The organism is Pseudomonas sp. B707 (assembly GCF_022496685.1).
GTDB classification, from domain to species: Bacteria; Pseudomonadota; Gammaproteobacteria; order Pseudomonadales; family Pseudomonadaceae; genus Aquipseudomonas; species Aquipseudomonas paraglycinae.
This window is the reverse complement of record NZ_WTVE01000023.1, coordinates 247240-260998: the sequence shown is the minus strand read 5'-3', so window position 1 is coordinate 260998 and position 13759 is coordinate 247240. Positions and strand designations below refer to the sequence as shown.

Here is a 13759-nt window from a genome sequence, read left to right as displayed (position 1 = left end):
AATAGACACATTGCTCATCGCGAAGGAGATGGCCTGTGTCTTGGGAAGAGGTGTCTACCGTGCAGCTACGTACAGAATTCGTGCTTTTGGCTCGGCAAGAAGGGGCCAATGTTCGGCAGCTTTGCCGTCGATTCAACATCAGCCCAAGCACTGCCTACAAATGGCTCAGCAGGTTTGAAAAATCAGGGGCCGAGGGTCTGAACAATCAGTCACGACGACCGAAGACGTCACCCAAACGTTGTGCTGACGAGGTGGAGAAGCAGATTCTGAACGTGAGTCAGGAGTACGCGGCTTGGGGCGCTCGCAAGCTCAAACGCGTGCTGGAAGACAAGGGTTTAGTGATGCCTTCCGTCAGCACCGTGCATGCGGTTTTACAGCGTCATTCGCGCGTTGATCCAAAGGCCGCCGAGATCAAACCGTTCATCCGTTTCGAGCATGACGCACCCAATGATTTGTGGCAGATGGACTTCAAGGGACACGTCGGTATGCGTCATGGCCGCTGCCACCCTTTGACGATATTGGATGACCATTCCCGCTTCTCGTTGTGCATCGCCGCTTGCGCCAATCAACAACGCCAAACCGTGGAAGAACAGCTTGTTGGAGTGTTTCGCCGATACGGTCTGCCGCAACGCATGACCATGGATAACGGTTCGCCATGGGGTGACCAAACCGGGGTCTACACCGCCCTGGAAGTCTGGCTGATGAGACAGGGCATCCGGGTCAGCCACTCCCGGCCCTACCATCCACAAACTCAGGGCAAGATTGAGCGATTCCATCGCAGCTTGAAGGCCGAAGTTCTGCAGAGTCAGTGCTTTATCGATCTCGTCGGAGCACAAAAAGCCTTCGATATCTGGCGAGAAACTTACAATCAGAAGCGCCCGCATCAAGCCTTGGGAATGGGGGTTCCAGCGAGCCGCTACAGCAGTAGCCCGCTTGAATACCAAGAGACCCGGCCTGTCCTGGAGTACGCGGAAGGAGATTTGGTCAGGAAAGTTCAGGGCAATGGCGAGATGTACTGGAGAAGCAGCCAATTCCTGATCGGAAAGGCCTTCATCGGGGAGCTGATAGCGATCAGGGGAACGACAGAAGATGGCATCTACGATGTCTACTGGAGCAGACATCGCATTGCCCGAATTGACTTGATTCAACAGACCGTTGTATCAGGTAAGCGGATTTGAAAACCGTCCACCATGTCCCCGAACATGTGTCCACCATGTCTCCGGTACATACACCCGGAGGGAGAGGGGGCCGAATGGGGGATGCTTAAGAAGTACATCGACCTGAAAGTGCTATGCCGAATCCATAATCGACTCGGTTTTTCAGGTCGATGTAGAGAGCAAGACAACTCGGTCAGTCCCCTCTCCCTCCGGGAGAGGGTTAGGGTGAGGGTGAGGGGCTCTTTGGCTCTTGGCACTCAAACCAACTTGAACCCACCCATCTGCCGCGCCAGATCATCCGCCAGCCGCTGCAACATCTGACAATCCTCGCGACACGCCCGAACCTCCCCCGCCGTCGCCCGCGCCAGATCGGAAATCCCCTGCACGTTACGGTTGATCTCCTCGGTCACAGCCGACTGCTCCTCAGTCGCCGTCGCCACCTGATGGTTCATGTCGCTGATGCGCTCGACCTGCCCGGTAATCGCGGTCAAAGACGCCCCCGTACGCTGGCTCGACTCAACCCCGGTGCCAGTCGCAGCCTGCCCGGTGCGCATTGAAGACACAGCATTCTCCGCCCCCTGCTTGAGGCTGCCGATCATCTGCTGAATCTCGTCGGTAGACGCCTGAGTCCGACGCGCCAGCGTCCGCACTTCATCGGCCACCACCGCAAAACCACGCCCCATATCGCCGGCTCGAGCAGCCTCGATGGCAGCGTTCAACGCCAACAGATTGGTCTGCTCCGACACCCCGCGAATCACCGCCAGCACCTGATCGATCGACGCCACCTGATGCGCCAGCTCCCCCACCGCCCCAGCGGCAACGCCGATTTCATCGGACATGCTTTCTATATGGCGAATCGACCCGCCGACCACTTCCCGCGCCTGCATCGCTTCATCACGGGCGGTTTGCGAGGCGAGCGCGGCGTTGCCGGCGTTCTGGGCGATCTCCTGCACGGTCAGGCCCATTTCGTGGACGGCGGTGGCGACCATGTCGGTCATTTCCTGCTGGCGGCCGGAGCGCTCGGCGGTGTTATCCACAACCCTGGCCACCTGGCCCACGGCAACGCGCAGACGCTCGCTGGTGGTCAGCACTTCGCCGATCATCCCGCGCTGACTGTCGAGGAAACGGTTGAAGCCCCGCGCAAGGTCGCCCAGCTCATCGGCGCGGCTGGAATCTAACCGGTGAGTCAAATCTCCACCACCGCTACCGATTGCTACCAATGCAGCTGTTACCTGACGAATCGGTCGCACCAACCCCTGGGCCAGCCAGATCACCAGCGCCAGGCAAACCAGCGCCACCACCAGGCCGATGCCGCTGCTCATCCACATCGCCCGGCGGGCTTCGGCGTAGATCTGCGACCGTGGCACTTCGGCCACCAGGGTCCAGCCGAGGTCGCGCAAAGGCAGGCTGAAGGCGAGGAAATCTTCGCCGTCGCGCTGAAAGCTGCTGTTGGCGGCGACTTTATGGCCCATGACCGCTTGTGCTGCCGAGACCCCGATCTGCTCGCTCAAGGTGCGCTTGCCGCTGAACTGTGCCTCGGGATGGACCTGGATAAGACCGTCGGAACGCACGAGATAGACCTTCCCGCGCTCGCCGAAGCTGAAGTTGTGAATCAGCTCCGACAGCTCTTTCATACTCAGACCAAGGCCCGCGACACCGACCACTTTGCCGGCCTCCTCCACCTTCAAATCGATGAACAGCGCCAGCTCTCCGGTGGCTCCGTCGTTGTCGATGTTCAGGGTTCGGGGCTGATTGCTGTCGAGGAAGGAGTAGAACCATGCATCGGCCGGTTTGTCGCGACTCAGGGTGCGATCCAGGCCTTTTTCGGTGATGTAGTGATTGGATTCGGTGCCGATGATCAGCGCGGTAAACGCCTTGTGTTCGGCGCGGATGCCTTCCAGATACTGCGCGAAGCCCGCCGTTTTGCCGGAGTCTTCACCATTGGCCAGCCAGTCGCGGACCATGGTGTTGCTGGCGATGTCCTTGGCGGCGGTGAGAGGTTGAACGAGGATTCGTTCGATGTCGTTGCGCGTCGCTTCGATGCTCGACGGCAGCGCCTGTTCGACCAGATAGCTCTGGGCGAGGCGGTTGACCACCAGGGTATAAATGCCAACCACGATCAGAATGCTGACCAGCAGGGCGGTGCCCATACCGAGGATCAACTGCCATTGAATACTGCGACGCCAGAACTGCATGGAGCACCCCCAAAGAATAAGAGGCTGAAACACTGCAACAGCCGTGCCGATTGTATACAAACCAATCGACAATCTTATTCTTTGGTTGTGCGCAACCCCATCAACCCTGATTGATGGTCTTGGCGATGGTCTCGACCGTGGCGCTGACTTGCTCTTGGTAACGCTCGAGTTCTTCCTGATGCTGCTTCTTCATTTCAATCTGCTGCGAGCACAGATTCATCGCCGCCAATACCAGCAGGCGATCGCCGATCAGCGTCGGGTATTTGCGCTTGGTGTCGGCCAGTGCGGCCTTGAGCATCAATGCGGCGTCCAGCAGGGTCTGTTCTTCCCCGGCCGGTGCCTTGATCGAATAGTCCTCCCCCATGATGGAGATGACTTTTACCCCTGCTGTGCCGTGGTTCATGCGCTGACAGGACCTGCGTTGACGCGATCAACCAGGGCCTGGATGCGCGCGGCGGTGGCGCCGTGCTTTTCTTCCTGTTCCATCAGGCTCAGTTGCAGGCTTTCGTTTTCATCCTTGGCCTGGGCCAGTTCCGTGGACAGGGTCTGGTTGGTTTGCGACAGGGTCTGGTTTTGTTGCACCAGGTCGCTGACGAGCTGTTCCAATTGGCTGAGGGATGCTTCCAACATTTTGATCTTCCGGGGCTTTTTCAAAGGGCGCGTACGATAAAGAAAAGTCGTCGTTGACGCCAGGGTTAAACCGGCGCAAGGCCTTGATTTTCCTGGCGGCTCGACCGTTCTTGCGAGTCTTAGAGACTGTCATCTGCCAATCTGGTTCCTGCACTTCGTCGCTTGCGTGCGGATGCGACAAATACGCACACCACCTCAAGACTTTAGTCGTATGACCGATAAGTCACCCAACAGCAGTCTCAGCCCGCACGGATGCGGCCCTTCCCTGGTATCCGCCTCCATGTCCCTTCGCAATATGAACATCGCCCCCCGGGCGTTCACCGGTTTCGCCCTGATCGGCGGCCTGATGCTGATTCTTGGTGTGTTCGCCCTGAACCAGATGAGCAAGATCCGCGCAGCAGGCGAAGACATCGCCACCGCCAGCGTGCCTTCGATCAAGGCCCTCGACGAATTCACCCAGTTGACCCTGCGCCTGCGCGTGCTGTCGTATCGGTTGCTGATCAACCGCGAGCCAGACGTCCAGCAAAAAACCATCGAGCTGTTCGATTTGCGCAACCGGCAGATCACCGACGCGCAACGCGCCTACGAGCCGCTGATCGATGGCCCGCAAGAACGCGCGGCCTACGACCAATACGTGCAGTTGCTGGCGCAGTACCGTCAACTCGAAGACCGGATGAAGACTCTGTCACGCAACAATCAGATCGACGAACTGCGGCAGATGCTCAACACCGATTTGCTCGCCAATTCCGAAGCGGTGAATACCGCTCTCGCGCGTTTGCTGGAGATCAACACCCAACAGATCGCCGAGACCAATCAGGGCGCCACGGATCAGTATTCGATGTCGTTCAATCTGGTCGTGACCCTGTTGATCATCGCCACCGGCCTGACCTTCCTGTTCGCCTGGTTGTTGACCAGCAGCATCACCAAGCCAATCGCCAAGGCACTCGATGCGGCGGAAACCATCGCCGAAGGCAACCTGACCCAGCCGATCCACGTTGACGGCACCGACGAAGCCGGTCGCCTGCTGGCAGCCATGGCCAAGATGCAATCGAAGCTGCGCGACACCCTGCAGCGGATTTCCGGCTCGGCCACCCAACTGGCCTCCGCCGCCGAAGAGCTGAACAGCGTCACCGACGAAAGCGCCCGAGGCCTGACCCAGCAGAACAACGAAATCGAGCAGGCCGCCACGGCGGTCAACGAGATGACCAGCGCGGTGGAAGAAGTTGCACGCAACGCCGTCAGCACCTCGGAAGCTTCGAAGAACGCCACCACCTCCGCCGGCGACGGCCGCGATCTGGTGCAGGAAACCGTCAGCGCCATCGAACGCATGAGCGCCGATGTGCAGAGCACCGCGACCCTGATCGGCGACCTGGCCAACGAATCCCGCGACATCGGCAAGGTGCTGGACGTGATCCGTGGCCTGGCTGACCAGACCAACCTGCTCGCGCTCAACGCCGCCATCGAAGCGGCCCGTGCCGGTGAAGCCGGTCGCGGTTTTGCCGTGGTGGCTGACGAAGTCCGTGCACTGGCGCACCGCACCCAGCAGTCGACCAGCGAAATCGAGCGCATGATCGGCAGCATCCAGAGCGGCACCGAACACGCCGTGGATTCGATGCGCAACAGCACCGAGCGCGCCGAGTCGACCCTGAACATCGCCCGTGGCGCCGGTCTGTCGCTGGACACCATCAACACGGCCATCGTCGAAATCAACGAGCGCAACCTGGTGATCGCCAGCGCTGCTGAAGAGCAGGCGCAAGTGGCACGGGAAGTGGATCGCAACCTGGTGAACATCCGCGATCTGTCGGTGCAGTCGGCGACGGGCGCGAATCAGACCAGTGCGGCGAGTAACGAGCTGTCGCGCCTGGCGCTGGATCTGAACAATATGGTTGGGCGGTTTAGCCTTTGATTTTTTAGATCAAGGTCAAGATCAAAAGCTACCCCCTCACCCCAACCCTCTCCCCCTAAAGGGGGCGAGGGGGAGGGAGCAGATCTTCGTGCGTTTCAAGACCTGAGTTCGACTCGCTATTTCAGGTCGATGTAACTCGAGAGAGCCACTCGGTCAGTCCCCTCTCCCTCCGGGAGAGGGCTAGGGTGAGGGCAGCAATCGCAAGCCGAACCCAAATCCCGAATCCCCCGCTGAAAAACCTTTTTGACAGCATCACATTTCAACAGGTTAGAATCGCTGGCACGCAGACTGCATGGTCAGTTTGTGCCCGTCTTTCCGCTTCTGGAGTACTGCCTTTGAATGCGACGACCATCAACAGCCTGTTCTTGATCGGCGCGTTGCTGGTAGGCGCAAGCATTCTTGTCAGCTCCCTTTCTTCCCGTCTCGGCATCCCGATTCTGGTGATCATCCTCGCGGTCGGCATGACTGCCGGGGTCGATGGCGGCGGCATCATTTTCGATAACTACCCGACGGCCTATCTGGTCGGCAACCTCGCGCTGGCGGTGATCCTGCTCGACGGCGGCTTGCGCACCCGGGTGTCCAGTTTCCGCGTGGCCCTATGGCCGGCTTTGTCGCTGGCGACGGTCGGGGTACTCATCACCACCGGCCTCACCGGCATGGCCGCCGCGTGGTTGTTCGATCTCAACCTGATTCAAGGCCTGCTGATCGGCGCCATCGTCGGTTCCACGGATGCCGCGGCGGTGTTCTCGCTGCTCGGCGGCAAAGGCCTGAACGAACGGGTGACCGCCAGCCTGGAAATCGAATCCGGCAGCAACGACCCGATGGCAGTGTTCCTCACCGTGACCCTGATCGACATGCTCGCCAGCGGCCAGACCGGCCTGCACTGGAGCCTGTTGACCCACCTGATCCGCGAATTCGGCATCGGTGGCGTGATCGGTCTGGGCGGTGGCTGGCTGATGCTGCAACTGGTCAACCGGATCAATCTGGCCGCCGGCCTGTATCCGATTCTGGTGATCGCCGGCGGTCTGGTGGTGTTCGCCCTGACCAACGCCCTGCACGGCAGCGGCTTCCTCGCTGTGTACCTGTGTGGTCTGGTGATCGGTAACCGGCCGGTGCGCAGCCGTCACGGCATTCTGCACATGCTCGACGGCATGGCGTGGCTGGCGCAGATCGGCATGTTCCTGGTGCTGGGCCTGCTGGTCACCCCGCATGACTTGCTGCCGATCGCCCTGCCTGCTCTGGGCCTGGCACTGTGGATGATTCTGTTCGCGCGGCCGCTGTCGGTGCTGGTCGGGTTGCTGCCGTTCAAGGCCTTCCACGGCCGCGAGAAAGCCTTCATTTCCTGGGTCGGCCTGCGTGGCGCGGTACCGATCATTCTGGCGGTATTCCCGCTGATGGCCGGGCTGCCGAATGCGCAGCTGTACTTCAACCTCGCCTTCTTTATCGTGTTGGTGTCGCTGCTGGTGCAGGGCACGAGCCTGCCGTGGGTGGCCAAGCTGCTCAAGGTGACGGTGCCGCCAGAGCCGGCGCCGATCTCCCGCGCGGCGCTCGAAGTGCACGTCACCAGCGAGTGGGAACTGTTCGTTTACAAGCTCGGCGCGGAAAAATGGTGCATCGGTTCGCCCCTGCGCGAACTGAAAATGCCCGAAGGCACCCGTATCGCCGCCCTGTTTCGCGGCCAGCAACTGCTCCATCCGTCGGGTAGTACGGTGCTGGAAGTCGATGATTTGCTGTGTGTTATCGGCCATGAACACAACCTTCCGGCCCTCGGAAAACTGTTCAGCCAGGCGCCGCAACGCGGCCTCGATCTGCGCTTCTTCGGCGACTTCGTGCTCGAAGGAGATGCCCAGCTCAAAGCGGTTGCCGCCCTGTACGGCCTGCCCGCCGAAGGCATCGATCCGGACATGACCCTGGGCCACTTCATTGCCCAGAAAGTCGGCGGTGCACCGATCGTTGGCGACCAGGTGGAATGGAACAACACCCACTGGACGGTTGCGGTCATGGACGGGAACAAGATCGCCAAAGTGGGCGTCAGATTCCCCGAAGGAAGTCGCCCGGGCCCCGGGCTCTTCCTCTAAACTGCGTCCACTCTCACTTGCTTGACCGGTCTCTATGCCTACCCTGCGCTCCTTTTTCCTCGCGGCCCTGCTGGGCCTGAGTCTTACTGTCGGCCCGCTGCAGGCCGCAGAACCGCCGTCCAGCGACGCCGTGCAGGCCAGCCTGGACAAGCTCACCGACAGCAAACTGCCCGAGGCCGACAAGAAGGCCCTGCAGACGGTCCTGCAAAACACGCTGAACCAGCTCAATAACCGGCGTGACTATGAACAGAAGCTGATCGACCTCAAGCAGCAACTGGCCACGGCGCCGAAGCAGACCATCGAGAATTCGCGCGAACTGACCCGCCTCAAGGCCAGCGCCGTAGTGCCGGTGGCGCAGCGCTTCCCGAAGGAAAACATCCAGCAGCTGGAGCAGATGCTCACCGAGCGCTCGACCCAGCAAAGCGATCTGCAAAAGGCCCTGGCCGACGCCAACAGCCTGATCATCACCGCCCAGACCCGCCCCGAGCGTGCCCAGGCCGAGATCTCCAGCAGCCAGACGCGCATCCAGCAGATCAATAACATCCTCAAGACCGGCAAGGACGCCGGCAAAACCGTCAGCGCCGAGCAGCGCGACCTGCTCAACGCCGAGCTGGCCGCCCTGAACGCGCTGATCCCGCTGCGCCGTCAGGAACTGGCCGGCAACAACCAATTGCAGGATCTGGGCAACAGCCAGCATGACCTGCTTTCGGAAAAGTCCGACCGTCTGGACCGCGAGATCCAGGAACTGCAAACCCTGATCAACCAGAAACGTCTGACCCTGTCGCAGGAAACCGTGACGCAGCAGTCGATCGAGGCCCAGAAGTCCGGCAGCAGCGCCCTGCTCGCCACGGAAAGCGCGGCCAACCTCAAGCTCTCCGACTACCTGCTCAAAAGCACCGACCGCCTCAACGAACTGACCCAACAGAACCTGCAGACCAAGCAGCAGCTGGACAGCGTGACCCAGAGCGATTCGGCCCTCGACGAGCAGATCAACGTGCTCAAGGGCAGCCTTCTGCTGTCGAAGATTCTCTATAAACAGAAACAGGCGCTGCCGCGCCTCAAGGTCGACCGCGATCTGGCGGACCAGATCGCCGACATTCGCCTGTACCAGTTCGAAATCAACCAACAGCGCGAACAGCTGAGCAATCCGGCGACCTACGTCGACAACCTGCTGTCCACCCAGCCGCCGGAACAAGTCACGCCACAACTGCGCAAGAGCCTGCTCGAGCTGGCCAACACTCGCGTCGATCTGCTGGAACGGCTGAGTCGCGAGTTGAGCGCGATGCTCAACGAATCGATCACCCTGCAACTGAACCAGAAACAATTGCTGAGCACTGCGCAAAGCCTGCGCGCGACCCTCGACGAGCAGATGTTCTGGATTCCGAGCAACAAGCCGCTGGACACCGAATGGATGCGCGGCGTGCCGGAGCGCCTGAAGCGTCAGATCGACACGTTGCCGCTGGCCTCGAGCTTCAGCGAACTGACCGACGGCCTGACCCAGCGACCGCTGTTGTTCCTGCCGCTGGCACTGCTGATCGGCGCGCTGCTGTGGCGCCGCAAGCAACTGTATTCGCGCCTGAACAAGGTTCACCAGGATATCGGCCACTTCAAGCGTGACAGCCAGTGGCATACGCCACAGGCGATCCTGATCAATATTCTGCTGGCGATGCCAGTCGCGCTGGGCTTGGCCCTGTGCGGGCTGGCGTTGCAGATCGACGCCCGTGGGCAGAACGCCAACATGGGCGCGGCGCTGCTGCAAATGGCCCAGGCGTGGCTGGTGTTCTACACCGCTTACCGGATCCTCGCGCCGGGTGGCGTGGCCGAATTGCACTTCCGCTGGGAAAAGCCGCAGGTCGAATTCCTGCAAGGCTGGGTCCGTCGCCTCGGACTGGTGGTCATGGCATTGGTGGCCGTGGTGGCGGTTGCCGAACTGCAACCGGCGGCGCTGGCCGACGATGTACTGGGCATGCCGGTGGTGCTGACCTGCTACGCCCTGATGGCGTGGCTGCTCAGCCGTCTGCTGATCAGCAGCCCGACCCACGAAAACGCCTCGCTGTTCCGCAAGGCCGTGGGCGTGATGTTCACCCTGCTGCCTATCGCGCTGTTCGTCGCCGTGTGCTTCGGCTACTACTACACCGCGCTGAAGCTCAGCGACCGCTTGATCAACACGTTGTACCTGCTGATGTTCTGGCTGGTGATCGAAGCCACGTTCGTCCGTGGCCTCGCGGTTGCGGCACGCCGTCTGGCCTACCAGCGCGCCCTGGCCAAACGTCAGGCCGCGAAAGAAGCCGGCGACGGCGAAGCAGTGATCGAAGAGCCGACCCTGGACATCGAAAAGGTCAACGAACAGTCTCTGCGCCTGATCCGTCTGGCACTGCTCGGCGGCTTCATCGCCGCGCTGTACTGGGTCTGGGCCGACCTGATCACGGTGTTCTCGTACCTCGACAACATCACCCTCTACGAATACACCAGCGGCACCGGCGCCAATATGAGCATGGTGCCGATCAGCATCGGCGACATGCTCGGCGCGCTGATCATCATCGGCATCACCTTCGCGCTCGCCCGCAACTTGCCGGGCCTGCTTGAAGTGTTCGTTTTGTCGAAACTCAATCTGGCTCAAGGCAGTGCGTACGCGACCACGACGCTGCTGTCGTACGTGATCGCCGGGGTCGGTTTCGTCTCGACCCTGTCGACCCTCGGCGTCAGCTGGGACAAGTTGCAATGGCTGGTGGCAGCGCTGTCGGTCGGCCTCGGTTTCGGCATGCAGGAGATCTTCGCGAACTTCATCTCCGGCATCATGATCCTGTTCGAACGCCCGGTGCGGATCGGCGACACCATTACCATCGGCAACCTCTCGGGTACGGTGAGCAAGATCCGCATCCGTGCCACGACCATCACCGACTTCGACCGCAAAGACATCATTGTCCCGAACAAGACGTTCATCACCGGGCAACTGATCAACTGGTCGCTGACCGACACCATCACCCGGGTGACCCTGAAACTCGGCGTCGATTACGGCTCGGATCTGGATCTGGTCAAGGAACTGCTGCTCAAGGCCGCCCGGGAAAACCCGCGCGTGCTCAAGGAACCCGAGCCGCATGTGTACTTCCTCAATTTCGGAGAAAGCACCCTCGACCACGAACTGCGCATGCATGTGCGTGATCTCGGCGACCGCAACCCGGTACTCGATGAGGTCAACCGCTTCATCAACCGCGAGTTCAAGAAGCAGCACATCAACATTTCGTTCCGCCAGATGGAGGTTTACCTGAAGAACCTTCACGGCCAGGAATACAAGATGGTGCCGATCGAGCCGGAAACCAAAACCATCGTGCCGGTCAGCGATGACCAGAAACCCTTGCAGGAACCGCCGCCGGCCAAACTCGACTAACCCGGCTAATCCCAGCAGAATGCTCGGACATTCTGCTGGAGCCGGCCCTTGAAAGCCCTCGACGAACTGACCTTCGACAACCGCTTCGCCCGCCTGGGCGATGCGTTCTCGGCCCACGTGCTGCCCGAACCGATCGACAATCCGCGACTGGTCGTGGCCAGCCCTGCGGCCTTGGCGCTGCTGGATCTGGACCCGGCAGTGGCCGACACCCAGGAATTTGCCGAGCTGTTCGGCGGCCACAAGCTGTGGGCCGACGCCGAGCCGCGGGCGATGGTCTATTCCGGACATCAGTTCGGCGGCTACACCCCGCAATTGGGCGATGGGCGCGGATTGTTGCTGGGCGAGGTCTACAACGCCGCCGGTGAGCACTGGGATCTGCATCTGAAGGGCGCCGGGCAGACGCCGTTCTCGCGCATGGGCGACGGCCGCGCGGTGCTGCGCTCGTCGATCCGCGAGTTCCTCGCTTCCGAAGCGCTGCATGCGCTGAACATCCCGTCTTCACGCGCCGCCTGCGTGATCGGCTCCGACACCCCGGTCTGGCGTGAGAAACAGGAACGCGCCGCGATGGTGCTGCGCCTGGCGCCGAGCCACATCCGTTTCGGCCATTTCGAATATTTCTATTACACCAAACGTCCCGAGCAGCAGAAGCTGCTCGGCGAACACGTGTTGGCGATGCACTACCCCGAATGCCTGGAACAGCCGGAGCCGTATCTGGCGATGTTCCGCGAGATCGTCGAGCGCAACGCCGAACTGATCGCCAAATGGCAGGCCTACGGTTTCTGCCACGGCGTGATGAACACCGACAACATGTCGATCCTCGGCATCACCTTCGACTTCGGCCCGTTCGCCTTCCTCGACGATTTCGATGCGAACTTCATCTGCAACCACTCCGACGACCAGGGCCGCTACTCCTTCAGCAATCAGGTGCCGGTCGGCCAGTGGAATCTCAGCGCCCTGGCCCAGGCCCTGACGCCGTTCATCAGCGTTGAAGCCCTGCGCGAAACCCTCGGTTTGTACCTGCCGCTGTTCCAGGCGCACTACCTCGACCTGATGCGCCGCCGCTTCGGCTTCACCACCGCCGAGGACGACGACCAGCAACTGCTGGAACAACTGCTGCAACTGATGCAGAACAGCGGCGTCGATTACACGCTGTTCTTCCGCCGCCTGGGCGAAGAGTCAGCCGAACAGGCCGTCGCTCGCCTGCGCGATGACTTCGTCGATATCAAGGGTTTCGATGCCTGGGGCGAGCGCTATGTCGCCCGCGTCGCACGCGATGGCGCGACCGATCAGGAACAGCGCCGTGCGCGGATGCATGCGGTGAATCCGCTGTACATCCTGCGCAACTATCTGGCGCAGAAGGCGATTGATGCTGCCGAGCAGGGTGACTATTCCGAAGTGCGCCGATTGCACGCGGTGTTGAGCAATCCATTCGAGGAACAACCTGGAATGGAGAGTTACGCGGAACGGCCGCCGGAGTGGGGCAAGCATTTGGAGATCAGTTGTTCCTCATGAAGCGCACGGTCTCCTGTCTCGGAGCCGCGCACCCTCCCGTCAGGCAACCTGCTAGATGACAGCGCCGGCTGAAAAAGCCGCGCGACATGCTCAGAGTGCAAAGGCCACGACTCTGAACACACTGGTTTCCTTTCAGATAAACACGTCCACAGGTAGCTTGAAGTGCTCGGCCAGCCAGCGGACCTGCCGCAGATTCAACTGGCGCTTTCCACTGAGGATTTCCGAAACAACAGACTGAGTCCCCACACCCGGCAAATCGCTCTGGGTCAAACCATGCTCACGCATCAAATACCCCAGTACTTCAAAACCGGGCGGTTTAGGCGTCGGGTGATGCACGCGATCCCATTCTTCAATCCAGTCACCGATGATATCCACCAGGCTCATCAAAGGATGAGACTCATCATCACCCGTCATTTCGAGCAACTCGTCAAGGGCTTGAACAAGCCTGTCGTAGTCGTCTTCGCTTTTCGGCTTGCGCAGCAAAGGCGAAACGAACTCCCAGTGCTCAGCGGCTTTTTTGATCAGAACACTCATGCCTTAGCCTCCTTCCATTTACCGCGGTCATATTCGCGATGATCCAACACATATCTGATGTACAACTTTTGAGGTCGAAATCTGACATAGGCGATCAACCTGAGCTTGTTACCGCCAATATCGAAAACGTGAAAATCACCCACTTTGTCGACAGCTGGAAACAAGGCCTTCAGCGCCGCAAAATCTGGCGATTTGCTCCCTTTCGCCACTTCCAGCCAGTGGTCCAGTGCTGTAGCTGCGTTAGGCCATTTGGCCTTCGCTTCTCGTATTCGTTTTCCGGTGATGACATGCATGCAACATCCTTATCGCATTCTGCTATGGGGAGTTAATCACAGATCAAAATTATCGCAAGTTGCGAT

Annotated in this window: 10 protein-coding genes; 5 read left to right on the top strand and 5 right to left on the bottom strand. The window is 60.4% G+C overall.

The genetic code is table 11. The features are described from left to right. Nucleotides 1-35: 35 nt before the first annotated feature. Entirely contained in the window at nt 36-1178 is a 1143-nt protein-coding gene (locus GQX66_RS11610) for an IS481 family transposase (RefSeq protein ID WP_085746414.1), read from the top strand. A 236-nt stretch (nt 1179-1414) separates the two neighbouring features. Here the strand turns inward: GQX66_RS11610 and GQX66_RS11605 are convergent, their stop codons facing one another. From GQX66_RS11605 to GQX66_RS11595, 3 genes are all read right to left on the bottom strand, one after another. Continuing rightward, nucleotides 1415-3352 carry a methyl-accepting chemotaxis protein gene (locus GQX66_RS11605; protein ID WP_240869025.1) on the bottom strand — a complete coding sequence of 646 codons (1938 nt, stop codon included), beginning with the start codon at nt 3350-3352 and terminating at the stop codon, nt 1415-1417. 100 nt (nt 3353-3452) lie between these two features. After that, entirely contained in the window at nt 3453-3755 is a 303-nt protein-coding gene (locus GQX66_RS11600) for a cell division protein ZapA (RefSeq protein ID WP_007952314.1), read from the bottom strand. Next, a complete protein-coding gene (locus GQX66_RS11595) occupies nt 3752-3982 on the bottom strand; it encodes a hypothetical protein (protein WP_064592964.1) in 231 nt (76 codons plus the stop codon). Before GQX66_RS11595 ends, GQX66_RS11600 begins: the two co-directional genes overlap by 4 nt. Nucleotides 3983-4262: 280 nt before the next feature. Between GQX66_RS11595 and GQX66_RS11590 the strand changes: the two genes are divergently transcribed. The 4 genes from GQX66_RS11590 (at nt 4263) to selO (ending at nt 12866) form a co-directional block, all read left to right on the top strand. Next, nucleotides 4263-5888 carry a methyl-accepting chemotaxis protein gene (locus tag GQX66_RS11590; RefSeq protein ID WP_085746446.1) on the top strand — a complete coding sequence of 542 codons (1626 nt, stop codon included), beginning with the start codon at nt 4263-4265 and terminating at the stop codon, nt 5886-5888. A 335-nt stretch (nt 5889-6223) separates the two neighbouring features. After that, a complete protein-coding gene (locus GQX66_RS11585; RefSeq protein ID WP_085667701.1) occupies nt 6224-7966 on the top strand; it encodes a potassium/proton antiporter in 1743 nt (580 codons plus the stop codon). A gap of 34 nt (nt 7967-8000) precedes the next feature. Then, complete coding sequence (mscK, locus tag GQX66_RS11580) at nt 8001-11354, top strand: mechanosensitive channel MscK (RefSeq protein ID WP_085746445.1); 3354 nt, start codon at nt 8001-8003, stop codon at nt 11352-11354. 48 nt (nt 11355-11402) lie between these two features. After that, nucleotides 11403-12866, top strand: a complete 1464-nt coding sequence (selO, locus tag GQX66_RS11575) for a protein adenylyltransferase SelO (RefSeq protein WP_064382865.1) — start codon at nt 11403-11405, stop codon at nt 12864-12866. Nucleotides 12867-12998: 132 nt separating this feature from the next. On the opposite strand, the gene GQX66_RS11570 is transcribed toward selO, so the two are convergent. Beyond that, the gene (locus GQX66_RS11570; protein ID WP_039766491.1) at nt 12999-13400 is read right to left on the bottom strand and encodes a transcriptional regulator; all 402 of its coding nucleotides are present in this window, start codon (nt 13398-13400) and stop codon (nt 12999-13001) included. Beyond that, nucleotides 13397-13693, bottom strand: coding sequence for a type II toxin-antitoxin system HigB family toxin (locus GQX66_RS11565; RefSeq protein WP_129972298.1), 297 nt, complete (start codon nt 13691-13693; stop codon nt 13397-13399). Before GQX66_RS11565 ends, GQX66_RS11570 begins: the two co-directional genes overlap by 4 nt. Between the last annotated feature and the right edge of the window lie 66 nt (nt 13694-13759).

Excerpts from the sequence above, each read along its gene's own strand:
- GQX66_RS11605 (WP_240869025.1), bottom strand. The coding sequence starts at position 3,352 with ATGCAGTTCTGGCGTCGCAGTATTCAATGGCAGTTGATCCTCGGTATG.
- GQX66_RS11600 (WP_007952314.1), bottom strand. The coding sequence starts at position 3,755 with ATGAACCACGGCACAGCAGGGGTAAAAGTCATCTCCATCATGGGGGAG.
- GQX66_RS11595 (WP_064592964.1), bottom strand. The coding sequence starts at position 3,982 with ATGTTGGAAGCATCCCTCAGCCAATTGGAACAGCTCGTCAGCGACCTG.
- GQX66_RS11590 (WP_085746446.1), top strand. The coding sequence starts at position 4,263 with ATGTCCCTTCGCAATATGAACATCGCCCCCCGGGCGTTCACCGGTTTC.
- mscK (WP_085746445.1), top strand. The coding sequence starts at position 8,001 with ATGCCTACCCTGCGCTCCTTTTTCCTCGCGGCCCTGCTGGGCCTGAGT.
- GQX66_RS11570 (WP_039766491.1), bottom strand. The coding sequence starts at position 13,400 with ATGAGTGTTCTGATCAAAAAAGCCGCTGAGCACTGGGAGTTCGTTTCG.
- GQX66_RS11565 (WP_129972298.1), bottom strand. The coding sequence starts at position 13,693 with ATGCATGTCATCACCGGAAAACGAATACGAGAAGCGAAGGCCAAATGG.